The following is a 23544-nucleotide window of genomic DNA, read 5'->3' as shown; positions in this document are numbered from 1 at the left end:
CGCTGCGTGGACACCGCCTACCCGCAGGTCACGGGTGTGGGCGAGGATGGGGTCGGCCCGTCGTCGTTCGAGCAGAGGAGTGCTTGCGCAGATGCCCGCTTCCGGTTCCGCACCCGGTTCCAAGCCACCGACGATCGCCGACGTCGCGCGCGTCGCGGGGGTGTCGCGTACGACGGTCTCACACGCACTCAACGGTCTGGGCAAGGTCGATCCCCGGACCCGGGAGCGGATCAAGGAGATCGCCCAGGAGCTCGGATACCGCCCCAACTTGCGTGCGCAGCGGCTGCGTACCGGACAGGCGAAGGCCATCGCGCTGGTGTCGTCCATGCCGTTCGCGGTGGCCGGCGGGCCGTCGAGGCTCGGGTTCTACATGGAGGTGGCCGCTGCCGCCGCCGAGAGCGCACTCGTCCATGGATACGCGCTGGTGCTCGTGCCGCCCGTGGGGTCGGCATCCGCCCTCAACTCCCTGGACATCGACGGGGCCATCGTGGTCGAGCCCGATGCCGACGACCAGGCGGTCTCGCAACTGCGCGGGCGCGGGCTGCCCTACGTCGCGCTGGGCCGACCCTCGGCCGCGGACGACGAAGCGCCGTACGTGGACCTGTGGGGCGACTGGGTGGCCACCGTGCTGCTCACACATCTGCGAGAGCAGGGGGCCAGGCATCCGGCGCTCATCGTGGGCTCGGGAGCCCGGCATTCGTCGGTCGACGCCCGCGCCGCGTACGAGCGGTTGGCCGCGGAACACCACTGGTCGCCCGTGGTCGAGGCATGGCCCGAGACGGGGGGTGAGCAGGCGGCGTACGAGCGCTGTACGGCGCTGCTCGCCGAGCACCCGGAGATCGATGCGATCTGCGCGTTGGTGGACGCCTTCGCGGTGGGGGCGGCGCGGGCCGTGCAGGACAGCGGGCGCTCCATTCCGGACGACGTCCTGGTCGCCACCCGCTACGACGGGCTGCGGGCCCGCACCTGCCAACCGCCCCTCACGGCCGTCGATCTGCACCTGGACCGTGCGGCATCCGACGCGGTGGAGCTGCTGCTCGCCGGCCTACGGGGTGCCACGGCCGCCCCCACGCCGGCCGCAGCACCCGCGCCCACGCTGGTCGCGCGCGCATCCTCCCTCAGGGACCGACGATGAGGACGGTTCCGGAGACCAGGGCGAAGACGAGGACGAACAGGCGCATCCTGCGGGCGTCGATCCGCTGATGCACGACTCTGCTCAGCCAGGCCCCCGCGGCGATCGCCGGAAGCAGAGCGGCCGCCCAGCCCAGATCGGCTACGTGCCCCTGGCCGGTGGCGAACAGCAGGACCAGGGAAGCCACTTCGCCCACCAGGAAGCAGGCGGCGACGGTGGAGCGGAGCTCGGCGGGGGGCCGGTGCTGGTAGACCAGCGCGAGCGGGGGGCCGCCGACCCCGGTCGCGGTCTCCGTCAGGCCGGTTACCACGCCTGCTCCGACGTACGCGGCACGGCCGGGTGCGAAGGCCGGCGCGGCGAGACTGACGAGCGCCGCGAGCACGGTGGAGACACCGACGAACAGTCCGATGTTGCGGTCCGGGATGAGCCAGAGCAGCGCAAGGCCGCCCGGGGTCGCGGCCAGCCGCGCCGCCCCGATCCAGCGGGCCCCGCGCAGATCGAGTGAGCCGCGTTCGCGCCAGGTGATGTACAGGTTCAGGGGGATCATCGAGGCGAGGACGAAGACGGGGAGCAGGGACGGGTCGATGATTCCGGCCACGGGGGCGACGATCAGCGCGAAGCCGAGCCCGCTGCCGCCCTGGACGAACGCGGCGATCCCCACGGTGACGGCGAGGATCACCAGTGTCTGCGAGGTCACTGTGCTGTACTCCGCTTCTGTGCCGTCGTGTTGCGCACGGTGGCGCTTCGCGCGGTCATCGAGGTGAGGTGGGCGCGGATGACGGGCGCCCGGGCCACGGCGGTCTGGGCCAGGCCCGTGGCCCGGCGTACGAGCGCGGGGCCGTCCCAGTCGGTGGGCCGCCCGCGCCACAGCCGCAGGCGGCCGGCCACGAACACGGCGCTGATCTGATCCCGGTTGCCCCTGCGCACCAGCTCCCAGGGCAGGTCCCAGGACAGCGCGAGTTCGGGGGTGGCGACGTCCACCAGGAGGAAGTCGGCCGCCATACCGGGTGCGATGGTGCCGGTGCGGCTGCCGAGGCCGACGGCGTCCGCGCCGCCCGCGGTGGCGTGCTCCAGCCAGGTCCAGCCCGCCCCGCAGGACGAGTCCCCGGTGGGCAGCCCGTACGCCAGCCGCTGGGCGAACTCGGCGGCCTCGGTGAGCCGGAACCCGTCCCCACGGGTTCCGTCGGTGCCGATCCCGAAGCGGACACCGCGCTCGGCCAGGGTGGTGGCGGGGGCGACCGCGTTGCCCTTCCAGGCGCTGGCAACCGGGTTGTAGCTGACGGCCGTTCCCGTGTCCGCGAGCAGTGTCACCTCGCGGGGGGTCAGCAAGGTGGTGTGAGCGGCCAGGATGTGCGGGCCGAGTGCGTTGATGCCGTCCAGGTGTTCAAGGGGTCGAAGGCCGTGCCGCAGCAGGGAGCGTTCGACCGCCGCCAGATGCTCGTTGACGTGCATCTGAAGGACCGTCTGGGCCTCACCGGCCAGGCGCCCGGCCGCGTGCAGGGTGGCGTCGGTGGCACCCTCCGGGGTGGAGATCGCGAGCGAGGGATGGATGAGTGGATCGTCGGTGTAGGCGGCCAGGTGCTTCTCGGCCCGTTCGAGCACCACGGCGGAATCGGTGCCCGGACCGGTGTCGTCGCAGATCAACCCGAGGACGCAGCGGACCCCGGCGTCCCGTGCGGCGCAGGCGACGACATCGGTGTCGACGTCGGCGCGCGTCCCGGCGTCGGTGACGGTGGTGAACCCGCCGCGCAGTGACTCCAACGCGGCGAGTTTCGCCGCCACATAGGCCGACTCCTCGTCCAGGGCACCTTCGAGGGGCACCCACACTCGGCGGAATATCTCAGAGGGCTCACCGAAGGCGAGGCCCGCGCCGAAGCTCTGGGTGAGGTGGTGATGGCTGTCGACGAAGCCCGGCATGAGCAGGTGACCCGGCAGACGAAGGGCCCGAAGATGCGGATAGGTACGCTCTATTTCCTCGGTCGGTCCCACGGCCTCGAACGAGCCCGCGGAGACGACCACCGCGTACAACTCCATGACTCCTTCAGGCAGCAGGACCGCGTCGGGGATGAGGAGGAGAGGGCCGCGCTTGCGCAGCCGTTCCTTGGTGAGCTGGTTCATCGGCTGCCTTCGGTGCGCGGATTGAGGCGTACGGACAGACGGGCGGCGATGGCCGGTCCGACGTGGTGGAAGAGGACGTTGAGGACGGCCGCGACGAACGCGCCGACCGCGACGCCGCTCTCAAGGAGGATGCGGGCGGTGGAGGGAAGCCCCTGATAGACGTCGGGCACGAGGATGGGCAGCAGGCCGAGCGCGAGCGCGACGGCACAGATGAACGTGTTGGTGTGCCGGTCCAAGTCGCAGCGGGCGAGCATGTGCACGCCGAGTACGGCGATCACCGCGAAGACCACCATGGAGGTGCCCCCGACGACCGGGGCGGGTACGACGCTGATGGCCCGGGTCACCGGAGCGAGAAAGCCGATGACGATGAGGAGGACACCGGCTGCGGCCGTGACGAAACGGCTGCGCACGCCGGTGACGCGGACGATCCCGATGTTTTCCCCGCTCGTCACCATCAACGGCATCCCGAACAGGCCGCCGACCGCCGAGACGAGTGCGTCGCCGCGGACGGTCTTGGGCACGGCCACCCGCTGGTCTATCTCCTTGCCCACCGCCTCGGCGTTGATGACGGTCTGACCGGTGGCCTCCGCCATCGAGGCCAGGCTGTAGAGCATGAGCGGCAGGGCGGCCAGCACGTCGAACTGGGGCGAGCCGAACGGCACGAGCCGCGGCACGTCGACCCAGCCACCCTGGCCGAGGTGGCCCAGGCTCACGTCCCCGAGGCACAGGGCGAGGACCGTACCGGCGATGAGGCCGAGCATGACGGAGAGTTGACGCAGGACTCCCCTGAAGAGCAGATGGAAGACGACCGTGAACCCGATGGTCGCCATGCCGAGCGCGAGATGGCCGGGATCGGCGAAGCCGCGCTCCCCGGGACGTCCCGTGACCAGAAGTGCCCCGACCTTCACCAGATTGACGCCGACGATCACGATCATCGTGCCGATGACGAGGGGCGGGAAGAACTTCAACAGCCGTGCGAAGAAGGGCAGTACGGCGAAGGTGAAGAGGGAGGTGAGGACGACCGCGCCCGCCGCGACGCGCAGGCCGTGCTGGTCCGCGATGGAGAGGAACAGAAGCAGCGGCGCGCCACCCGGCAGCATGACGAACGGCAGCCGGGGCCCGAACTTCCAGATCCCTACGGACTGGATCAACGACCCCACGCCGGACAGCACGAAGGCGGCGGACAACAGGTCGACGGTCAGCCCCGCGTTAAGCCGCAGGGTGGCGCTCATCAGGAAGATGGCGGAGATGGGGGTGGCCGCCATGACCAGCACATGCTGCACACCGAAGAGCGCTATCCGGCCCAACGGGCGGGATTCGTCGACGGGGTGGGGAGATGGCTCTCCGGATTCCGGACGGGAGGGGGCCTCGGGGGAGAGGTCCCCTCCCGCCGCACGAGACGTGGCTGCGGGTGTGTCCTCGGATTCCGGACGGGAGGGGGAGGCGGGGGCGAGGTCCGGGGCGGTGACTCGTTCAGGGGCGGCGGGCGGGGAGCGGCGGGGACGGGACACGTGCGAGCTCCGTTCGGGTCGCGTGCGCGGAATTCAGCCGTGGAGCGGCCCGGACGGGAGCCATATACGAGCGGCCAAATCGATTTGGCCGTCAGTATGGGGACGACGGAGAAGCGACGTCAAGGGTGAGGACGAGCAGAGAGGAGCCGGAGGAGTGGGGCGGGCCTCCCTCCACAGCGGTGCCTGAGCCTGGTTGCGGCGCTCGAAGTCGAGCAGTGCCGAGGCCTGTTCGACCGCTGGGCGCAGTGGGGGCACAGCTTCTGCCTCTTCTTGAGGCCGCCGCGCGTTCAGGTCAACCGGACGTCGGTCGAAGGTTGTTCATGAGCAGGCCGAGGGTGAACTCGAAGCGGTCGTGCCCGGTGCCGGAGATCAGCTCCGCGGCATGGCGTCGGGTCTGCGGGAATTTCTCGGCGGGCAGTGCGGTGAAGCGGTCCAGCAACTCCTCGTCGCTGAGCACCCATTCCTGATCCGGGTGCCGCCGCCGCTGCCGGACCAGGGACTGCTCCAGCGCGTAGGCACTGACGTACAGGGACAGCGCGTCGCGGGCCCAACCGGCCGTCCTCGGCTCGATTCCGCCCGCGAGCAGGATCGCCAGGACGCCTTCGCCGACCCGCAGCGTCTCCAGATTGGTCGGCACCATGGCCAGTGCGGCGCGCGAGACGCCCGGGTATCGCAGGTACAGGTCGCGGATCTGTGTGTACACCCCGAGCAACTGCTCGCGCCAGGCAGTCGGGTCCGGTTCAGGGAGCACGACCTCGGCGTAGAGCCTGCCGATCAGCAGATCGTCGATGTCGTCCTTGTTGACGATGTGCGCGTACAGCGACGACGGACCGGTGCCGAGCACGGCGGCGACCCGGCGAATGGTCAGCGCGTCGTACCCCTCGGTGGCGACGACTTCCAGGGCGGCGTCGGTGATCCGTGCGACGGTGATCGGCTTCTTGCGCGGTGCCGTCACGGCGGACTCCGCCGTGGGTTGGGCGTGGCGAGCTGAACGGCGTTGGCGGGGATCGGCGGTCATGCCGACCACTATAGCTTGACACGAACAATGTTCGTTAAGTAGAACTTAGATCGCTTGAGCGAACTAAGTTCGTATCGGTGTCCTGGTCGATGTCGTGGAGGTACGTCATGCGAGTTGCCGTTGTCGGAGCCGGACTAGGGGGGCTGGCCCTCGCACAGGGTCTGCGGGGCGCCGGTATCGAGGCCGATGTGTTCGAGCGCGACCCGGGGATCGGCGCTCGGTTCCAGGGGTACCGGCTGGTGTTGAATCCGACCGGTTTCCAGGCGGTGCGCGACTGCTTGCCGACGCGCTGGCACCCGCTGCTGGACGAGATCGTCGTGGACGCCTCCGCCGAGCAGCTGATCCTTGACCCGCAGCTGAACGAGATCGGCAGGCTCGGCGCCGGCCGGACCGGCATCGTGGTCGACCGGCAGGTGCTGCGTCACCTGCTGTTGACCGGCCTCACCGTGCACACCGGCGCGGCCCTGACCGGTTACCACGTGCTGGCCAACGGCAAAGTCGAAGCCCGGTTCGCCCGCCGTGACCCGGCCACCGCGGACCTGCTCGTCGGCGCGGACGGCGTCACTTCCGCGGTCCGCCGGGTGCTCTCGCCCCGGACCACCCCGACCGACACCGGCGTCCGATTCGTCATCGGCCGCACCCCGCTGACCGATGAGTTCGCCGCGCTGTCCACGGCGTACGGCTCGAAGATCACGGACGGCGGCGTCAGCCTGCTGCTCGGCGCGATGCGCTTCCGCACCCCACCCAAACAGGCCGCCGAGCAACTGGCCCCCGACGTCACACTGCCCGACATCGGCGACTACGTGCGCTGGGCCATGATCCTGCCGCCGAACGGCTCGCTGGAGGACCTGACCGCGCAGGACGCCGTGCTGTCCAGGATGGAAGGGTGGCACCCGGAGCTGCGCACGCTGATCCAGCAGGCCGACCCCAACAACAGCACGCTGCTGTCCATCCGCGCCGTCAAGCCCGGCGATCGCTGGGCGTCCGGCCCGGTCACGCTGCTCGGCGACGCGATCCACGCCACGTCTCCGACGGGCGGCAACGGCGCGAACACCGCGCTGCGCGACGCCGAGCTGCTGCGCCGCTGCCTGATCGAGGCGGGCGAAGGCCGCCGGGACCTGCTCGGCGCGGTCGACGATTACGAGCGGCAGATGTTCGAGTACGGCGCCGAGGCCGTGCGCAGCAGCCTCGAGAAGCTACCCGCCTTCGCCCCCGAAGCGAAACTGTCCTGAGACCGACATTCACCTCATGCGGGCGAGGGAGCCCGCCCGGTCGTGGACATACCGACCGGAGGGCGAGAGTGGGCACGGCCTGACGTGCGGTGGGAGGGGCCGCCGTCGCGTCCGATCTCCGCCCGTCGGGCGCCCATTTACTCCGTCAGGAACCGCACGCTACGGCTGGACAGATCGACCGACGGTGGGTGGACCAGCGCGTGATGTCCTGGCAGACACAGGTGACCTCGTTCGAGAGCCGTATACCAGCCGTTTCGTCGTTCTGTGCAGCTGCCCAATCCCATCAACTGGCTGGTCTCGCGGTCGACTTGGAAGACGCTCATTGCGCTGAAGTACAGCCCGCACTCACCTTGGTGACGGTCTACACTGCTTTCCCGCTTCCGAAGTCCGCCCCGGCCTGGCGCGCAGTACGGTGAGCAGGAGACTCGACAACGTGACACAAGAGCGCCGAAACATCTGGGTGGACTACGGACTCAGTGGGTTGACGAGGTGGTTCGAAGGCCCTTGGGAGAATGAACCCGTCGACGTGGTGGCCGAGGTTCCCGATTGGAGTGGCGGGCTCTACGTGCCGACTCTTTGGCGGGGCTCCCAGCGTCTGCTGGACTCCAGCCTGACCTCGGAAGAGATTGCCGCGCTCTGGCCGGCTGCCACGGGGCTGAACTACGACATCGACCGGGCACGAGTCGACGCGCGTGACTGGCTGCAGCAGATCAGGGAAGTCTGCCACGGTCGACTGGGCCAGACACCCGTCCTGGAGCCAGTCGTCGGCTGGGAACTGCGGGAGATCGTTCTCGACGAGATCAGGCAGGCAGGCAGGGACGGCGTTGACCGCGGCAGACCAGTTCAACCCGTATGGCTCGGTACCGGGCATCGTCCCCGCTCTCGAGCACCTCGTGTCCGAGACGGATCCCGACCTCGGTTTCCGTCTCTTCCTGCGTGCACTGAAGGCATTGTGGATCCCCATCACCAGCGGTCAGCTCGCCCGCTTCGAGGCAATCGGCGAGAGCTTCGGGTACAACGAAGCGGTCGTGTACGACGGGGAGTTCACCTTCGTCGCTGTCGAAGGCTGATCTTCTGAAGGGTAGGGTGGCGAGCCGCAGACACTGGCCACCGTGCCTCAGGGCAGGGAACCTGCACGTCTGTGCTGCACGAAGTCCAGGCATGCCGAGCCGTCCTGGACGCCGCGACTCTCCACGCTGCCCTCACCGAAGGAGCGGGCACCGCTCTGGAGCAGGCAGCCATGGCCACCGCCCCCGACCTCACCTGCCGCCTGTTCCTTGAGACCCTCCTGATCGCTGAAAGCACCGTCTCCCACGAGCAGTACGCCAGATTCACAGAACTCGGTGAGCACTTCGGCTACCACCCCGACTATGTCCTCCACCGCCAGGGCCTGCGGGCTGCTGCTTGACACAACGTGCCGTGATCGCACCGTGGGTCTGGCATAGCGCTTCAGGTGGTGTCAGTGGGCACGTGCAGACTGACCACATGTCCGCATCTCGCAATGCCTCTCGTCACCTCCGTGCCGATCTCGCTTGGGTGCGGTCGATGGGTGGCCCCTTGATCGTTATCCCGGTCTCTGTGCTGGACCAGTGGGCCGGATGCACGGATGACGGAGTCATCGTCGGCGGCACCGATGTTCCCGACGACTACGACCGTGCATGTGACGTGGCGGGCTGGGCCGGGATTGTCGAGGTCGGCACCGACGGGTTCGGTCTGGTGTTGGCCGACGAGCCCGCCACGACCTGCTACCTCCCTGAGCTGAACATCTTCCTGCGATGGCTGGCCGCCAACTCCGATGCCGAGCTGCTTGAAGCTGCCAAGGCCGTCATCGAGGACCCCGCGACCGACTGGGAAGACTGTGGTGTCTGGGAGATCGATGGGGCAGCGGTTCTCATGGACTCCGCTGTAGCCGGAGCTGACCTGGCCGTGAAGTACCCGGATCAGGAGCGCTTGCCGGAACAGGCCCAGGTTTCCGTGCCGGCAGGACGCTGGAGCGTTCGCGCATTTCACACGACGGGCGACCTTCCGTGGGTGGGGATCGTCCAGCTCATTCCTGCGTAGCTGGTCTCCGCCGTCCGATCGGCGGGCCACCTCGGCCGCGTGGGCCGCGCTGTGACGGCTCCGACGGCCCCATCGGTCGGCGACGGCGGGCTGATTCCGGTCGGTGTCCAGCTTGAGGTGGGAAACGCGCGTGGGGTGGGCGGGGATGCTGCTGTTGAAGGTGAACCTCTATGCCTTGGCTGCGGCGGCCGATCTGGCGGCCTGCTCGATCTTCGCGCAATAGGCGGTGCGGGCGTCCTCATCGATCTGCATCTCATGCTCGGGGCGCATTCCCGTTCGGCCGTCGACGCCTTCACGGAGGATGTCGGCGTGCCCGGTATGCCGGTTGGTCTCGCCGAGGACGTGAACCAGGATGGCGAACAGGTTTGTGTTGGAATGAGGCTCCGGCCACCACGGCACGTGGCCGGGGGCGTCGAGGGCAAGCTCGTCGATCGTCGCGTCTGAGTGTTCCCACGTGCGCCGGTAGGACTCGATGATGTGACCGCGCGTCTCGTCCTCGGTTGCCCACAGGTCGTTGCCGTCGTGGTCCTGCCACCGGGGCAGCGGTTCCGGGGAGAGCCGGTCGAAGACTTCGCCGAAATACCTGGCCTCGACGCCGGCCACGTGTTTGACCAGGCCGAGGAGGTTGGTCCCAGTCGCCGTCAAGGGGCGGCGAGCATCATATTCGGACAAGCCGTCGAGCTTCCAGAGCAGTGCCTCACGGTCCCGCCGCAGTCTCCCGTGCAGGTTGTCCTTCGCAAATTCGTCGATCATGCGCCATGAGCCTGCCATGGGCTGCTTGTGGCCTCAAGATCCCGTATGTGGACCGCAGCGACCGATAGAGCCGGCGTGGCCATCGCCACTGCAAGCAGCTGTTGTCGCAAGAAGCTCACGAAACGCGCGACGTGAGAGGCCCTGCCAGGGCCCTGTTAGGCCTGCGCGGCCGTCCATGCAGGTTGCCGACCCTGGCGGCCCACCGCAAGCATGGCTCAAATTGATTTAACGTTCAACCGGATCTGGAGGCATGCTGTTCAGGGCGTCGCCGACCAGCTCTTCCCGGCGACCGACCCAACGCCCCTTCTACGTACGGGAGATGACTCGACATGACGCAGACGCAGACGGAGCCCCGGCCCCAGGCGCAGTCAGAGGCCCTGCCCCTGCGGCTCCATCACCACGCCTGGATCACCGACGACCAGGAAGCCAACCGGCGCTTCTACGAGGACGTGATCGGCCTGCCCTTGGTGGCCACGTGGACCGAGCGCGAGGTGATGGCCGGCGCCGAACGCACCTACAGTCACGCCCTTTACGGGCTGGCCGACGGCAGTGCGCTCGCCTTCTTCCAGTTCGCCGACGCCAAGGACCAAGAGGAATTCAGGACCAGCATCAACTCAACTCCCTTGCGCCACATAGCCTTCAAGGTCGAGGCCGATGTACAGGAAGCCATCCGCGAGCGCATCCGCGCAGCCGGCCCCGCGGAAGCGAATCCCCATGTGATCGACCACGGGTTCTGTGTCTCGCTGTACATCACGGACCCCAACGGGCTGATCTTGGAGTTCGCCGTCGACCACCCCGACGTGGAGAAGATCGACGCCGAGCAGCGCGCCACCGCACACGCCGACCTCGCCCGCTGGGTCGCCGGTGACCACACCAGCAACAATCGCTGGCGCTGACCGTCATCCTGTGGGGCGTCCTGGTCCGAAAGAGCCGTTAGCGGCGGCGGCTGTGGCCCGGTTAGTCCGGCGGGAATCGCGTTCGAGGCGGTGCCACTGCCACCTGTGACCGGCTGCCCGCAGCCCTCAGCGGGCGGCACTGGCACCGGGCACCGCGGACCGGCCGCGAAGCATCGGACCGGCCCCGAAGCATCGGGGAACGCTCCTGGAACGGCGGGCGTTCAGCTCGGCCTGCGGGCACGGCACATCGTGGCCCTCCTGCGTGACGTGCCAGGCAAGCGTGCCCCTGATCGTGGTGCGTCGCCGCGGCCAGCACCTGGCACGAGGCGCCGGTCACCGCGCCGACTGCCGCATGCAGCGCGCCTTGCGCGGCGGGGCGGGACTCTCGGCGCGGATCATCATGTGGGCGGCGGGCTCCAACTGCCGCGCTGACCGCCTCAGTTGGCCCCGCCCTCGCCGCCTGAGCGGCGCCGGTACTCCTGGTATCTACGCCGATTCGCCTCCAGCGTGGCGTCGGCGGCCCTCTTCAAAGGGCTGCCTCCATTGGTCCGCTCCTCCCGGAGAGCTTCCGAGATCTCCGCCCCGCGGCGCCCCCGCGTCGGCAGCGGCTTCACATCGGCGTCCGAAGACCGCCCCGCTGCCGCCTGGCGCTCCTCGTCCTTTTGCCGCGCCCTGGCCGTTGACCACCAGCGTGGGCCGAACTGCGGAAGATCGAGCGTGCCGGGGGCGAAGCGCCGGACCGTCCCTTCACTCTCCAGCTGTTCCAGCATCACCCGAAGGTCAGCCGTCGAGGTCCGTGGCGCATCTCCCCGCAACGCGTACCGGTTCGCGTCGATCGCCAGCGCGATCCGATCCTCCCTTTCGGGGCCCGGGAGCAGATCCATCACCTCCAGGATCTCTTCCACACTCGGCTGATGGACGTCCTCATGGCCCCGCCTCCACCGTCCCACCATCGCCGCCCCTCCTTCCTCCCCGGTAGTTGCGACACGGCCCGTGGCCACGGCCCATGGCCACGGCCCTCGGGCCCTGCCGAGAGTTCCGATGATGGCAGTGGATTGCGCGTGATGAGTAGGGCCGGTCCGCAAGCACGACCTCGGGGGTCGCGTTCGTGGCCCGCTCAGGCCGGCGCGCGGGATTCCGATGCGGGCCATGACCGGCTCGAACGCAGGCGCGTCGTCGCCTGACCCGCGGTGACATCAACGTCGAGGGGTCTTGCCCGGCCTGGGTCGAGCGGCGCTCGCGCGGCGAGGGTCTTCCGGCGTTCTCGGGAGGTCAGTTCGCCGTTCCGGTGGTCTCGCCGACCGCCAGTGCGAAGGCTTCCGCCTGCGCGGAGGGCCGTAGGCGGTGACGTATGAGGCCCAGCTCGGAGACGGGCAGGCCCCGCACCGGGACGAAGATGACCGAGTCGCGGCGCGCGTGGTACTCGGCCGTGGATCGGCACAGCAGCATGACGCCACGGTTGGCCGCCGCCAGACTCAGCCCCTCCTGGAGGGTGTTGACACTGGGTCCGGACGGTATCGGGAGGCCGCCCGGGGTCAGGTCGGGCGCCTGTGCCTGCCGCCAGTACGCGGGTGCGCCGCCGTCGATGTGGATGAGCCGACAGTCGGCCAGCTCCTCGGCGGAGACCGACTCCCGGGCGGCGAAGGGGTGCCGGACCGACACGGCGAGGGTCTGCGGCTGCCGGGAGAAGACCGGGCCGAGGACAAGATCGTCCTCGGCCACCGGCAGCAGGACCACCGCGCAGTCCATCTCCTCGCGGCGGAGCGGTCCGAAGGGGTCGGAGAGGGGGATCTCGACGATGTCGATCGCGCAGTCGGGATACCGGTCACCGAACCGGGCGATCGCCTCGCCGAGGTCGTCGTCGACGGTTCCCTGGAAGCCGATGCGCAGCGCCTCGCCCATGCCCCGGGCGGCGGCCCGCGCCTCGTCGACCGTGGCGCGCAGGGCATCGTATGCGGGGCGCAGACCGGCGAGGAAGCTCTCGCCCAGCGGAGTCAGGGACACCCGGCGGCTGGTGCGTTCGACGAGCGGGGCGCCGATGCGGCCTTCCAGGGATCGCAGCAACTGGCTGACCCGGCTCTGGGAGATGTACAGCCGCTCACCTGCCCGCCCGAAGTGCAACTCCTGGGCGAGCACGAGGAATGACTCCAGCTCGCGGATCTCGACACCGCTCATGGCTCCCTTTCTACACCGCCGCCCATGCGCCGATCGAGTAGTCACGCTTATCGAAGGATGAGGGATCAGCCGTTTTTCCCGCAGGTCGGGATGGGTTGGCTGGTCGCATGGCACGAACTGAGGAAATTGCGCGCACCCATGGGGTGCTGCCGGTGCGCTCGGCGCCCCACGGCCGGCTGGGCGTCGCCGCTGTCGCGAGTGCGACGTTCACGGTGGTGACGTCCGAGATGCTGCCCGTGGGGCTTCTGACGCCCATCGGGTCCGCGTTGAAGGTGAGCGGGGGCACCGCCGGGCTGACCCTGACCGTCACCGGTGTGGTGGGTGCGGTGTCGGCGCCGCTGCTGACACCGCTGTTGGGACGGTTCGACCGACGGACGGTGCTGTGCGCCCTGATGGCGGTTCTGGCCGCGGGCAACCTGCTCGCCGCCTGGTCTGCGAACTTCGCCGTCATGGTGACCGCCCGCGTCCTGGTCGGCATCGGCATGGGTGGCGTCTGGGCGATCGCGGCGGGCCTGGCGGCACGCCTGGTGCCGCAGAAGGCCATTGGATCCGCGACCTCGTTGATCTTCAGCGGTATCGCGCTGGCGTCGGTGCTCGGCGTTCCTGCGGGTACGTACATCGGCGAACTGGCCGACTGGCGAACGGCGTTCATCGCCGTGGGTGCGCTGGCGCTGGTGGTTCTGGTCGCCCTTGCGGTCCTGCTGCCGCGGTTGCCCGCCGAGCAGGAGGTGCGGCTCGGCGGTGTGATGCGGCTGTGCGGAGAGGCGCGCGTACGGACCGGCCTCGGCGTGGTGGCCCTCCTTGTCACCGGTCACTTCGCCGCGTACACGTATGTGCGCCCCGTCCTTGAAGAGGTCTCGGGGGCGAGCGCCGGGACGATCGGCACGCTGCTGCTGGTGTACGGAATGGCCGGTGTGGCGGGCAACTTCGCGGCCGGCGCGGGTGCCGGACGGTCACCGCGCAGCACCCTGATGGTGATCAGCGCGGTGCTGGCGACCACGGTCGTGCTGGTACCGGTGCTCGGTGGCTCCCTTCTGACCGCGGGCGTGCTTCTCGCCGTCTGGGGCCTGTCCTACGGAGGTGTGTCGGTCAGTACCCAGACCTGGCTGCTGGCTTCGGCCCCCCGGGCTCGTGAGGCCGTCTCTTCGCTGTTCGTCGGCGTCTTCAACGCTGCGATCGCCTTGGGTGCGCTGGCCGGTGGACTGGTCGCGGACGGCGCCGGGGCCACCGCGGTGATGTGGCTGGGCGGCGCGCTCGCCGTCGCGGCCCTTGCGGTGACCGCGCTGGGGAAGGCCCCCTCGTCCGGGCGACTCTGAGCCGGGGCCAGGACGCTCCCGCCCGCCATCCCGGTTCAGGGCTGGCGGGTGGGGGCCCGAGAAGGCCGGGGGAGTCCCTCACGACTACGCCCACCGGCCTCACGGCACCGCTCGCGGCCAGCCACCAGCGCCACAACTCCACAGCGGTGTCACCAACGTGCCGGTCTCCCGGATCTGGCGCTCGTTGGCTGAGGCGACAATCAGGTGGAGCTGCTGGTGCATGGCGGCGGCTGAAGTGGACAGGAGGCGATGGGCGCCGATGCAGCCAGCAACTCCGGGTGTATCGGACTCGTCGAAGCGGGGGTTCCTGGATCGGCTGGATGTGTGAACCGTGCAGGCCTCTTGAGTCGGCTGTCCGGCACCTCCGGCGATCCTGGCTACGGCCGTCCTGGTTTGTCCTCTTGGTCAGCGTTTGGGGAAGGTTCGAACATGACGCATGCACACGGTGCTTCCGCGGAAGCGGCAGTAGCGGTGGCAGCAGACACTGAGGCTGTCCGGCTGCCGGCGGTCGGTGAGACCGCCGTCGGGGAGTCGAACTCGGTTCTTGAGGAGCGGGCCCGGCGTATGAGACGCCGACTGGAGAGACTCATAGGGATTGCCGCGACCGAGGGCAATTCCTTGACGCCGCTACGCAATGGTGACGAGATCTTCTCCGCCATGCTGGACGGGATCAATTCCGCCCGGCACACGGTCGACATGATGACATTCGTCTACTGGAAGGGCGACATCGCTCAGCGGTTCGCGGATGCCCTCGCGGAGCGGGCGCGGCAGGGAGTGCGGGTGCGGCTTCTTTTGGATGGGTTCGGGAGCCGGCTCATCGAGAAGGAGCAGTTGGACTTGATGGAGCGTGCCGGAGTGCGGGTGGCGTGGTTCCGTAAGCCGCTCTATCTGTCGCCGCTGAAGCAGAACCACCGCTGTCACCGCAAAGTCCTGGTCGTTGACGAGGAAACGGCGTTCACCGGTGGTGTCGGCATTGCCGAGGAGTGGTGTGGAGATGCCCGCAATCCGAGTGAATGGCGCGACACTCATGTCCAGGTGCGGGGGCCGGCCGTGGACGGGCTGGCTGCCGCGTTCGCGCAGAACTGGGCTGAGTGCCACGAGGAACTCTTCGACGAGCGCGACCGGTTCGCCTCCCACGTTCCCCAGGGCGACGCTGTCGTGCAGGTGGTGCGCGGCTCTGCCAGCTTCGGCTGGCAGGACATGCAGACTCTGTTCCGGACAGTGATCGAGTCGGCGGAGGAACGGATCCGGATGGCCACGGCCTACTTCGCGCCCGACGTGTACTTCATCGAGCTGCTGTGCGCAGCCGCCCGTCGCGGGGTCGAGGTCGAGATTCTGCTGCCAGGTCCCTACACCGACAAGCGGGTCTGCCAATTGGCCGGGCAGCACTACTACGAGGACCTGACCGCCTGCGGAGTCAAGATCTTCGAGTATCAGCCGACGATGCTGCACACCAAAGTCGTCACCGTCGACCGGACTATGGCTCTGGTCGGCTCGACGAACTTCAACCGCCGCTCGCTGGACCACGACGAAGAAGTGATGCTCGCTGTGTTGGACCAGACGTTCACGGCGAAGCTGGACAGCCACTTCACGGAGGACCTGGAACACAGCGCACTCATCACGCGAGGACGCTGGAAGCGGCGCTCCATCGTTCAGCGCGCCAAGGAGGCCGCAGTCCTCCCGATCCGCCGCTTTCTGTGAGCGGGGGTGGTCGATTCCCCTTGCCCATGTGCACAGGAGCGAATACTGCTGCTTCATCAGCAGCACGCCGACACCGTTGAGGCCCACGTTGTCGGCTGCCCGGGGCGGAATGCCACTCCGGGCCCCCAGGACGGCAGAGCCGGGTCCCGGGAACTCGCGGTGCTCGGGGCCCGGGATGCTCGGCCTCAACTGGCGACGTTGGCCGCCCAGAAGGGGGCGGGGCCGCCGACCGGGCCCGATTCCCGCGGGCGGCGCAGTTGCGGCACGTCCACGGAGTTCACCGCGAGGATTTCGCCCTGGAGCCGTTGGATCTCCTCGGAGGGCGCCAGACCCAGTTCCTGGGCGAGCAGGTAGTAGAGGTGCTGGTACGCCTTGAGGGCCTCGCCGCGACGGCCGGCGAGGTGCAGGGTCCTGATGAGCTGTTCGTGGAACCACTCGTGCAAGGGGTAGTCGTTCACGAGAGTGCGCAGCTCGGGCAGCAGCTCCCGGTACCGGCCGAGCGCGTTCTCTGTCTGGACGTGCAACTCAAGTGCACGGATGCGGAGTTCCTCGACGTGTGCGATCCGGCCCGCGAGCACGTCTCCCGTGGGGACGTTGCTCAGCAGGGGGCCCCGCCACAGCGCCATCGCGCGCTTGAGGTCGGCGGAGGCGCGCTCCGGTGCGCCCTGGGCGAGATCGCTTTGAGCGCTGCGGACAAGCCGCTCGAAGAGGCAGACGTCGATCTCGTCCTCGGACGCGAGCAGGCGGTACCCCGGCGCCTGCGTGAGCAACAACTCCCGCTGCGGCGAGGTGATATCGGCCTCACGGAGCATTTTGCGGGTGTGGTAGACGTGCGTTTGGAGGGTTCTCGGGGCGCCGCTGGGGGAGCTCGCCCCCCAGAGCTCGCGGATCAGGATGTCCGAGCCCACCGCCTCGGACGGCTGGAGAGCCAGAACGGCGAGGATCTGGCAGAGTTTCGGCGCCTTCGGGGCGAACGTCTCACCGCCATCGGTGGTGATCTCGAACGAGCCAATGAGGTTGAACCGCATCACGCACACTCCCGTCCTGGCGCGGTGGGCGCCCATGTCGGCCTTGGTGTGATCCAAACGTAAAGAAGAGGCTCCCTTGACCTGGCATGTGCATGGGCGAGAGTGTCAAGTTACCGGATGGTAATTAGGTGTTTCGGGGGTGCGGGTCACCGTCAGCCCCTCGTACTCCGCGGAGTGTCGCCCGGCCCCAGCACGGCCACCAGGTGCGCGATGCAGGCCAACGTGATGTGGCGGTGCCAGCCGGGATACGACCGGCCCGCGAAGTCGCGCATTCCCACCCTCTCGGAGACTGCCGCGAAGTCCCGCGCGACGATGTCCGGCAGCCGGGTGAGCGCGAGAACGGATGCCAGCGACGACGTGCCCACGGGCGTCAACCAAAGGCGTTCGTCCGGTAGTCCGGCCGGGGACCATCTTCGTATCAGGAGCAATGACGCGCCCCGCGAGGACGAGGCCGCGACGACCGGAATGACCGAGGCCGTGGTGCGGCTGTCGCCGGGATGCACCCGCTGGCGCAGGCGGGTCAAGGAGGTGGTGAGCTCACCAGCGGCGCGCTCGCCGTCCCCGTACTTGGGCAACGCCGTCCGGTCGAGCCGTAGTTGCGTGTCCGGGGGCACGCGCACCAGGGACTGGATGCCCAGCGTGGAGAGACGCCGGACCAGCGCCACCCCGTCCACCCCGTCCGCGTCGACTACGACGGGACAGTGCGGGGGGTTGCCGGCGGCCGCGACCTCGGTCACCGCCTCGCCCACGCATTCCTCGAGCGTGCCGGGCATGGCGCCGTCCGGGATGTTCGCACGCTGCCTCAGGGGGCTCTCCAGCCACCGCTCGGGCAGCCGCAGTCGCCAGTCGACCGGCAGGGCGGCCTGGCCGGAGGCGAGCCATGTCCCCACCGCCTGCTGGCCGTTGACGAGGCGACCGACGTCCGGCAGATAGTGCTGGCCCACCCCGATCGAATGCAGACCGGACTTGGGGATCACGGTGGGCCGCATCACCCACGCGTCGGGCATGAGAGCCTGTCGCGCGTAGTCGGCGAGATCGCGCCGGAGCGGCATCCAGTCCCACGGTGACGTACTGATGAAATGGTGGACCCGCTGCTGCGCCGCGACACCGTCGAACTGTGCCGCGATGTTGCGCAGTGTCTTGCGTCCCGGCAGCGTGAGCAGCCCCCGTACGTATTGCTCCGCGTTCAGGCGCTGTCCGCTGCGCTGCAGCGACTCGAAGAGCCGCGCGCTCAGTTCCGCGCCGAGGCCGGTCGGTAAGACCGACTCCCCGTTGGTGTCGGCCGGGTGTAACTGATGCCGCCTCATGGTTCCTTCCGTATGCCTGGCCGGTAGTGCCGCCACCGCCCCGTCCCCCCGCGATACGCGAAATGCCCTCGCCCCGGCCCGGCAAAGGACGCAGGTCCTCACTAAAAAGGACGTCCGTTCGGTAGTTTCGGTGAGACCGTATCGTGTGGCGGCACGCTCTCCGTCCCTGCGCGGTGTGGTACCCGCATCGTGGCGGTGCCCGCTCCGTCGCGGCGTACGCGGCGAGCGGTGGCGTGGGTGCGGCAGCCTCTTCAGTCGCACGTGTCCCCTGAGCCACGTGCCTGCGCGAGGAGGTGTACGGCACGGGACGGAGAGGTGTCGAGCGTCGTCCGTACGGCGTCACTCGCGACACTGGGGAGCAACAGGTCGAGCAGGCTGGAGATCTCGTCGGGAAGTGTGCGGTTCTCCAAGGTGCCCGTGACCAGTTGCACACCGGTCCAGGCTCCGACGAACAGCCGGGCGAGAGTCGCCGGATCGATGTGCGGGAGCACCTCGCCCCGCTGTTTCGCCTCGGCGAGCATCTCGGTCTGCAGGGCGATCCAATCCGGCCAGCGCGTGCCGAACAGGCCGCGGGCCGTGGGGTCGACGGACAGTTGGATGGCGGCGCCGAGTATGGGCTCCCTGGGCAGGCGGTAGGCGATGAGGAGTGCCAGGTCGACCCACTCCTGCAGCTTGAGGGTTTGCGGACGAAGGCCCTCGACGGTCACCGCCTCGTCGAGCACTCCCCGGGCCAGTTGCTCCTTCGACGTGAAGTGGAAGTACAGGCCGCCCCGCGTGAGTCCTATGCGCTCGGTGAGCACGCCGATGGTCGTGGCCTCGTAGCCGAACTCGTTGAACAGACGGGCCGCCGCCTCCAGGATGGCCGCACGGGTGCGAATCGATCTTTCCTGCCTCGACACTCACAACTCCCTTGACTAGCTCTTTACCAGCATGTGAAGTTCACCCTGGCCGTCCCCAAAACCTAACGGTGGTCCGGTACTTTACAAGTTGATCAAGGTTTTCCCAGCTCATCACCGAAGCCAGGGGAGTTCTGCCGAACATGACCGCAGCTACGTATTGCTTAGAAGACCCGTGCGCCCGTTCCGTCGCGCAGCAGACGTCTCCACTCCATGAGTACGCTCATCTCAGAGACGAGAGCGCCATGTTCGTCACGGGCTACAGGCGCATCGCGGAGCACGAGTTCAGACTCTGTGCCAGTTGGCCGGCCTCGCCGGGCGAGCTGGCCTACGAACCCCGGGTACTCGTCCAAACGGTCCGGCAGTGCGGTCTCATCGTCGCCCATGCCGAATACGGCGTTCCGCTGACGCATCAGACGCTGCTGCACAACATGAACTTCACGATGCAGCCCGCTCTGCACGACTTCCGTGACGCGCCCTCCAGCCTGGACATCCGCACGATCGTGTCCGATACGAGACGGCCGGGACGCGCCACCGACATGCTCAGGATGGACTTCCAGATCCTGCGGGCCGGTGCCGTCGTGGCCGGCGCGGATCTGGAGTTCGCCTGGATATCCCCCCGGGCCTACCGACGGCTGCGCGGGGCCCAACTCGACGTGGTGTGGGGGGACTGGCCGCTGCCGGCGCCCGCCGACCCGGGGCTCGTCGGCCGGTCCACGGACGGCGATGTGGTCCTCGCGGCGGACGGCGCACCGAACCGCTGGCTACTGCGCAACGACATTCGCGACCGCATGCTCTTCGACCACGCCGTCGACCACGTGCCGGGAGCGGTCCTGCTGGAGGCCGCCGACCAGGCCGCCCGTGCGCTGCTGGCGCCGCGGCACTTCGTACCCTCCGGCCTCACCTCGAACTTCTCGCAGTACGTGGAGTTCGACTCGCCCTGCTCGATTCTGGCCGAGCCGCTCCCCGGTCCCCGCCACGGCCAGGTCGCCGTCCTGATCACTGGTACCCAGGACGGCGAGAGCGCGTTCATCGTGGAACTCACCGGCACGACCTGCTGACGGCCGCCCCTGCCCCGGCCGGGGGCCACGGTCCCCGACCGGGGCGGTGCCGTCACTGGTTGACGTAGCCGCCGTCCACCGGCAGCACGGTGCCGGTCAGGAACGGACACCGGTCGCTGAGCAGCCAGGCGGCCGCGGCCGCGATCTCGTCGGGATGTGCCGTACGTCCTTGCGGAGTAGCGGAGTTGACCAGTTCCTCAAGGCCGGGATTGCGGCCGAACCAGTCGGCGGTGATCTCGCTGCGCGTGGTGCCGGGAGCGATCGCGTTCACGCGGATGCCCTGCTTGGCGTATTCGTCGGCCGCCGCCCTGGTGAGGCCGACGACCGCGTGCTTCGAGGCGATGTAGGGGGCGGCCGTGGGGATCGACACCAGGCCGCCCACGCTGCTGTTGTTGACGATCGAGCCGCCGCCGTGAGGCAGCATCGCGGCTATCTCGTGCCGCATGCAGTTGAAGACGCCCCGCACGTTGATGTCCATGATGGTGTCGTAGACGTCGTCGGACATCAGGTGCAGCGGGCTGCGATCACCGCCGATCCCCGCGTTGTTGAACGCCGAGTCGAGCCGCCCGTACTCGGTGACGGCGAAGTCGACAACCTTGGCCATGTCGTCGGCGACGGACACGTCACCGACCACGCAGGCCGCTTCGGCACCCTTGTCGCGCAGTTCGCCGACCAGGGCGGCCAGCCGATCCGCTCTGCGGGCGGTGAGGACCACGATCGCGCCCTCCTGCGCGAACACCCGTGCCGCCGCCTCCCCGATGCCGCTGCTGGCACCCGTGATGAGCACTACCTTGTTTAAAAGAAGATCACTGTTCACAGCGGAAGTGTGGCATGCGCAGGTACCCGGGCCACGGGCGGAACTGTGCCTCCCCGCGCGGCACTTGGCCGATGCTCCCCGGCGAGGTGTGGCCCCGATCCGTGCCCGCCACGGCCATCACCTGAGCGACCCCTCGGCCGCGACGTGGTTCAAGCGGCTCCCGCTCCACTGGCGCCCCGGGCCCGACCAGCCCTCGGACCGCGATGGACGTGCGGGCAGCAGCCGCGCTGTCCCGAGGCGCGCAGCACATGAGGCACGGCGGAGGGAATCGCCCCTCCATCTCGCGGCAACAGCCGGTTCATCGACGCCGGAAGGGCGGACCCTCCCGCGCCGGGCGGTACTCGCTCCGGCGCGGGAGACCCGTCCGCGTCCATGGCGGGAGCGCGTGCCTACTCCGGCAGCAGGCTGCCCGCGACCGGCCTGTCGACGGCCATGAGCCAGCGCCCGTCCTCGACGCGGCGCAGCACGTCGGTGCAGGTCCCCTCCAGGTGCAGGGGCGCACCGTCGGCCTGGATGCCGTCGATGGTGTACTGCACGCCGATCAGGGCCACGTCGCCGGCCACATAGGAGTGGGTGACCGTCGCCTGGAGCGAAGGCTTCGAGGCCAGGAATTCCTTGAAGAACTTCAGCCGAGCCGCTCCGGTCAGCGGCTCGCCCGAGAAATTGGATATCGCATCGGCGCGATAGAGCTTGTCGAACAGCTCGCCGTCACCCGAGTTGAACACCTGCAGGAAGATCTCGTTCTGCAGGTCGGTGTCGTCGGTCAGATCCGGGTTGTCGAAATCGATGTCGACAGTGATGGCCATGGAGATGCAGACCCTACTTCCTCATTGACTGGACAGGTTGGGCACCGCTGGTCCCGGAGGCGGGTTCTTTCCCCTCCGGCAGCTGTCGGTGCCTTGCTCATCGTCGAGCGTCTCGCGCACGGGACGGATGGTTCCGCGTCCCCGCGCTCAACTCACTTCTCGCCGTACGGGTCGTCGATGGCATAGCGCCAGTGGCCGTCCGTACCGAGCCGCAGCACGTCGACTCCGACGCCGGTGAGGTGCTCCGGCTTGCCGTCGGCGTCCGTGGTGTCGATCTTCCAGTCCACGATCAGCAGAGCGGTGTCGCCGGTCACGAAGGACTGTCGGACCACGGCCGTCATCTTCGGCCCGGCGGCGAGGAATTCCTTGACCGAGTCGATCCTGGCCTTTCCCGTGAGCGCGACTCCCGGCTCCCACACGGCCACGGCTTCTTCGGTGTACATCGCGTTGACCGCATCCGCGTCGCCCGAATTGAATGCCTCGACGTAGAGTGCGGTGTGCTTGTCGACGTCACTGGTGAGTTGCGTCATGCTGAGACATCTCCCTTTCCTGTTCCCGCCGGACAGGACGGCATTCCGAGTCCGGTGGACCCGGCAGAGAATACCGATGAGGAAACAACCACATGCTCATTGTGAAGTAATACAGCGGACTTGGCCCGCCGCTCTCCGCACGATTACCGAGGTGTGGTTGACCCGTCGTTACGATCACCCACTCACGCTGGTATTCGCCGCGTCGCACGGCTACGCGAAAGGCCGACGCCGCGCATCGCGGACCAGGGCAGTCGGCGCGCGACCGCGTCCGTCCACCGCACTGGCCGACGAACCTCACGGCCTGCGATCACCACGACGCACGAACACCACGACGCACGAACACCACGGCCCACCAACACCACACAGGGAGCTGAGCACATGGCCGGCGAGGACCAACTCCGGGACTACCTCAGGCGAGCCATCGCGGACGCCCGCGACGCGCGGAGCCGGCTTCAAGAGGTGCAGGACAGGCAGCGTGAGCCGATCGCGATCGTCTCGATGGCGTGCCGATTCCCCGGTGGGGTGGCCTCGCCGGAGGATCTGTGGCAACTGGTGAGCGAGGGAGTCGATGCCGTCACCCCCTTCCCCGAGAACCGGGGTTGGGACCTCGACGGGCTCTACGACCCGGACCCGAACACACCGGGCACCAGCTACAGCCGGGAGGGCGGCTTCCTCCATGACGCCGATCGTTTCGACGCTTCGTTCTTCGAGATGTCGCCGCGCGAGGCGCTGACCACCGACCCGCAGCAGCGCCTCCTTCTGCAGACCGCGTGGGAGGCGTTCGAGCGGGCCGGCATCGACCCCAAAGCACTCCGGGGCAGCCGTACCGGAGTGTTCACCGGCATCATGTACAACGACTACGGCTCCCGGCCCGGCCTGCCTGCCGAGAACACCGAGGGCTATCTGTTCAGCGGCAGCGCGGGCAGCATCGCCTCCGGCCGGCTCTCCTACACGTACGGTCTCGAAGGCCCTGCCGTCACCGTCGACACGGCATGCTCCTCCTCCCTCGTGGCCCTGCACCTGGCCGCCAACGCGCTGCGCCGCGGCGAGTGCGATCTCGCGCTCGCCGGTGGCGCGACCGTGATGTCCACCCCGGTCGCGTTCGTGGAGTTCTCCCGACTGCGTGGTCTGGCGCCTGATGGGCGGATCAAGTCGTTTGGGGCGGGGGCGGATGGTACGGCGTGGT

General features: G+C 68.7%; 23 protein-coding genes and 1 pseudogene. 10 read left to right on the top strand and 14 right to left on the bottom strand.

The window, feature by feature from the left end:
* Positions 1 to 91 precede the first annotated feature (91 nt).
* A complete protein-coding gene (locus IE267_RS38850) occupies positions 92 to 1135 on the top strand; it encodes a LacI family DNA-binding transcriptional regulator (protein WP_189766516.1) in 1044 nt (347 codons plus the stop codon).
* On the opposite strand, the gene IE267_RS38845 is transcribed toward IE267_RS38850, so the two are convergent.
* From IE267_RS38845 to IE267_RS38830, 4 genes are all read right to left on the bottom strand, one after another.
* Entirely contained in the window at positions 1119 to 1829 is a 711-nt protein-coding gene (locus IE267_RS38845) for a sulfite exporter TauE/SafE family protein (RefSeq protein ID WP_189766515.1), read from the bottom strand. The genes IE267_RS38850 and IE267_RS38845 overlap by 17 nt on opposite strands.
* Positions 1826 to 3250, bottom strand: a complete 1425-nt coding sequence (locus tag IE267_RS38840; RefSeq protein WP_189766514.1) for an amidohydrolase family protein — start codon at positions 3248 to 3250, stop codon at positions 1826 to 1828. Before IE267_RS38840 ends, IE267_RS38845 begins: the two co-directional genes overlap by 4 nt.
* Positions 3247 to 4548, bottom strand: coding sequence for a uracil-xanthine permease family protein (locus IE267_RS38835; protein ID WP_167155831.1), 1302 nt, complete (start codon positions 4546 to 4548; stop codon positions 3247 to 3249). The genes IE267_RS38840 and IE267_RS38835 overlap by 4 nt, the downstream gene beginning before the upstream one ends.
* A 505-nt stretch (positions 4549 to 5053) precedes the next feature.
* Positions 5054 to 5779, bottom strand: a complete 726-nt coding sequence (locus IE267_RS38830) for a TetR/AcrR family transcriptional regulator (RefSeq protein ID WP_189766513.1) — start codon at positions 5777 to 5779, stop codon at positions 5054 to 5056.
* A gap of 107 nt (positions 5780 to 5886) precedes the next feature.
* Between IE267_RS38830 and IE267_RS38825 the strand changes: the two genes are divergently transcribed.
* From IE267_RS38825 to IE267_RS38810, 4 genes are all read left to right on the top strand, one after another.
* Positions 5887 to 7011: an FAD-dependent oxidoreductase gene (locus IE267_RS38825; protein WP_189766512.1), complete on the top strand. Its 1125-nt coding sequence runs from the start codon at positions 5887 to 5889 to the stop codon at positions 7009 to 7011.
* Between the two features lie 824 nt (positions 7012 to 7835).
* The gene (locus IE267_RS38820) at positions 7836 to 8081 is read left to right on the top strand and encodes a hypothetical protein (protein WP_189766511.1); all 246 of its coding nucleotides are present in this window, start codon (positions 7836 to 7838) and stop codon (positions 8079 to 8081) included.
* 71 nt (positions 8082 to 8152) lie between these two features.
* On the top strand, positions 8153 to 8419 hold the full coding sequence (locus IE267_RS38815; RefSeq protein ID WP_189766510.1) for a hypothetical protein: 267 nt from the start codon (positions 8153 to 8155) through the stop codon (positions 8417 to 8419).
* A 77-nt stretch (positions 8420 to 8496) separates the two neighbouring features.
* On the top strand, positions 8497 to 9072 hold the full coding sequence (locus tag IE267_RS38810; RefSeq protein ID WP_229861676.1) for an Imm21 family immunity protein: 576 nt from the start codon (positions 8497 to 8499) through the stop codon (positions 9070 to 9072).
* 168 nt (positions 9073 to 9240) lie between these two features.
* Here the strand turns inward: IE267_RS38810 and IE267_RS38805 are convergent, their stop codons facing one another.
* Positions 9241 to 9825 (bottom strand): DinB family protein, encoded by a 585-nt coding sequence (locus IE267_RS38805; protein WP_189766509.1) that lies wholly within the window; start codon positions 9823 to 9825, stop codon positions 9241 to 9243.
* A gap of 329 nt (positions 9826 to 10154) precedes the next feature.
* Here IE267_RS38805 and IE267_RS38800 point away from each other — a divergent pair, with 329 nt between their 5' ends.
* A complete protein-coding gene (locus IE267_RS38800; RefSeq protein ID WP_167151157.1) occupies positions 10155 to 10721 on the top strand; it encodes a VOC family protein in 567 nt (188 codons plus the stop codon).
* A 437-nt stretch (positions 10722 to 11158) separates the two neighbouring features.
* Here the strand turns inward: IE267_RS38800 and IE267_RS38795 are convergent, their stop codons facing one another.
* The 3 genes and pseudogenes from IE267_RS38795 to IE267_RS38785 all read right to left on the bottom strand — a co-directional run bounded on the left by IE267_RS38795 (position 11159) and on the right by IE267_RS38785 (position 12896).
* Complete coding sequence (locus tag IE267_RS38795; protein WP_189766508.1) at positions 11159 to 11626, bottom strand: hypothetical protein; 468 nt, start codon at positions 11624 to 11626, stop codon at positions 11159 to 11161.
* 138 nt (positions 11627 to 11764) lie between these two features.
* Positions 11765 to 11943, bottom strand: a pseudogene (locus tag IE267_RS38790) (IS5/IS1182 family transposase); the annotation flags it as partial.
* 50 nt (positions 11944 to 11993) lie between these two features.
* Complete coding sequence (locus tag IE267_RS38785; RefSeq protein WP_189766507.1) at positions 11994 to 12896, bottom strand: LysR family transcriptional regulator; 903 nt, start codon at positions 12894 to 12896, stop codon at positions 11994 to 11996.
* A 107-nt stretch (positions 12897 to 13003) separates the two neighbouring features.
* Here IE267_RS38785 and IE267_RS38780 point away from each other — a divergent pair, with 107 nt between their 5' ends.
* Both IE267_RS38780 and IE267_RS38775 read left to right on the top strand, forming a co-directional pair.
* Positions 13004 to 14212 carry an MFS transporter gene (locus tag IE267_RS38780; RefSeq protein ID WP_189766506.1) on the top strand — a complete coding sequence of 403 codons (1209 nt, stop codon included), beginning with the start codon at positions 13004 to 13006 and terminating at the stop codon, positions 14210 to 14212.
* 564 nt (positions 14213 to 14776) lie between these two features.
* Positions 14777 to 15913, top strand: a complete 1137-nt coding sequence (locus IE267_RS38775) for a phospholipase D-like domain-containing protein (RefSeq protein ID WP_229861678.1) — start codon at positions 14777 to 14779, stop codon at positions 15911 to 15913.
* Positions 15914 to 16098: 185 nt separating this feature from the next.
* On the opposite strand, the gene IE267_RS38770 is transcribed toward IE267_RS38775, so the two are convergent.
* The 3 genes from IE267_RS38770 to IE267_RS38760 all read right to left on the bottom strand — a co-directional run bounded on the left by IE267_RS38770 (position 16099) and on the right by IE267_RS38760 (position 19147).
* Positions 16099 to 16998, bottom strand: coding sequence for an AfsR/SARP family transcriptional regulator (locus IE267_RS38770; protein WP_229861675.1), 900 nt, complete (start codon positions 16996 to 16998; stop codon positions 16099 to 16101).
* A 95-nt stretch (positions 16999 to 17093) separates the two neighbouring features.
* A complete protein-coding gene (locus IE267_RS38765) occupies positions 17094 to 18248 on the bottom strand; it encodes an IS701 family transposase (protein ID WP_189766504.1) in 1155 nt (384 codons plus the stop codon).
* A gap of 251 nt (positions 18249 to 18499) precedes the next feature.
* Positions 18500 to 19147, bottom strand: coding sequence for a ScbR family autoregulator-binding transcription factor (locus tag IE267_RS38760; RefSeq protein ID WP_189766503.1), 648 nt, complete (start codon positions 19145 to 19147; stop codon positions 18500 to 18502).
* Between the two features lie 140 nt (positions 19148 to 19287).
* Between IE267_RS38760 and IE267_RS38755 the strand changes: the two genes are divergently transcribed.
* On the top strand, positions 19288 to 20205 hold the full coding sequence (locus tag IE267_RS38755; protein ID WP_268251652.1) for a ScbA/BarX family gamma-butyrolactone biosynthesis protein: 918 nt from the start codon (positions 19288 to 19290) through the stop codon (positions 20203 to 20205).
* A 52-nt stretch (positions 20206 to 20257) separates the two neighbouring features.
* On the opposite strand, the gene IE267_RS38750 is transcribed toward IE267_RS38755, so the two are convergent.
* From IE267_RS38750 to IE267_RS38740, 3 genes are all read right to left on the bottom strand, one after another.
* A complete protein-coding gene (locus IE267_RS38750; RefSeq protein ID WP_229861674.1) occupies positions 20258 to 20992 on the bottom strand; it encodes an SDR family NAD(P)-dependent oxidoreductase in 735 nt (244 codons plus the stop codon).
* Positions 20993 to 21411: 419 nt separating this feature from the next.
* Positions 21412 to 21828: a YybH family protein gene (locus IE267_RS38745; protein ID WP_189766501.1), complete on the bottom strand. Its 417-nt coding sequence runs from the start codon at positions 21826 to 21828 to the stop codon at positions 21412 to 21414.
* A gap of 152 nt (positions 21829 to 21980) precedes the next feature.
* Positions 21981 to 22358, bottom strand: a complete 378-nt coding sequence (locus tag IE267_RS38740) for a YybH family protein (RefSeq protein ID WP_161245703.1) — start codon at positions 22356 to 22358, stop codon at positions 21981 to 21983.
* Positions 22359 to 22736: 378 nt separating this feature from the next.
* Between IE267_RS38740 and IE267_RS38735 the strand changes: the two genes are divergently transcribed.
* The coding region (locus tag IE267_RS38735) for a beta-ketoacyl synthase N-terminal-like domain-containing protein (protein WP_189766500.1) at positions 22737 to 23544 on the top strand (808 nt) is incomplete at its 3' end.

The organism is Streptomyces xanthochromogenes, from assembly GCF_014650455.1.
In the GTDB taxonomy this organism is placed as follows: Bacteria; Actinomycetota; Actinomycetes; order Streptomycetales; family Streptomycetaceae; genus Streptomyces; species Streptomyces xanthochromogenes.
This window is presented reverse-complemented; position numbering and strand designations above follow the sequence as displayed.

Excerpts from the sequence above, each read along its gene's own strand:
- IE267_RS38755 (WP_268251652.1), top strand. The coding sequence starts at position 19,288 with ATGACCGCAGCTACGTATTGCTTAGAAGACCCGTGCGCCCGTTCCGTC.
- IE267_RS38800 (WP_167151157.1), top strand. The coding sequence starts at position 10,155 with ATGACGCAGACGCAGACGGAGCCCCGGCCCCAGGCGCAGTCAGAGGCC.
- IE267_RS38850 (WP_189766516.1), top strand. The coding sequence starts at position 92 with ATGCCCGCTTCCGGTTCCGCACCCGGTTCCAAGCCACCGACGATCGCC.
- IE267_RS38830 (WP_189766513.1), bottom strand. The coding sequence starts at position 5,779 with ATGACCGCCGATCCCCGCCAACGCCGTTCAGCTCGCCACGCCCAACCC.
- IE267_RS38740 (WP_161245703.1), bottom strand. The coding sequence starts at position 22,358 with ATGACGCAACTCACCAGTGACGTCGACAAGCACACCGCACTCTACGTC.
- IE267_RS38765 (WP_189766504.1), bottom strand. The coding sequence starts at position 18,248 with ATGAGGCGGCATCAGTTACACCCGGCCGACACCAACGGGGAGTCGGTC.
- IE267_RS38810 (WP_229861676.1), top strand. The coding sequence starts at position 8,497 with ATGTCCGCATCTCGCAATGCCTCTCGTCACCTCCGTGCCGATCTCGCT.
- IE267_RS38745 (WP_189766501.1), bottom strand. The coding sequence starts at position 21,828 with ATGGCCATCACTGTCGACATCGATTTCGACAACCCGGATCTGACCGAC.
- IE267_RS38805 (WP_189766509.1), bottom strand. The coding sequence starts at position 9,825 with ATGATCGACGAATTTGCGAAGGACAACCTGCACGGGAGACTGCGGCGG.
- IE267_RS38780 (WP_189766506.1), top strand. The coding sequence starts at position 13,004 with ATGGCACGAACTGAGGAAATTGCGCGCACCCATGGGGTGCTGCCGGTG.
- IE267_RS38825 (WP_189766512.1), top strand. The coding sequence starts at position 5,887 with ATGCGAGTTGCCGTTGTCGGAGCCGGACTAGGGGGGCTGGCCCTCGCA.
- IE267_RS38840 (WP_189766514.1), bottom strand. The coding sequence starts at position 3,250 with ATGAACCAGCTCACCAAGGAACGGCTGCGCAAGCGCGGCCCTCTCCTC.
- IE267_RS38775 (WP_229861678.1), top strand. The coding sequence starts at position 14,777 with ATGAGACGCCGACTGGAGAGACTCATAGGGATTGCCGCGACCGAGGGC.
- IE267_RS38785 (WP_189766507.1), bottom strand. The coding sequence starts at position 12,896 with ATGAGCGGTGTCGAGATCCGCGAGCTGGAGTCATTCCTCGTGCTCGCC.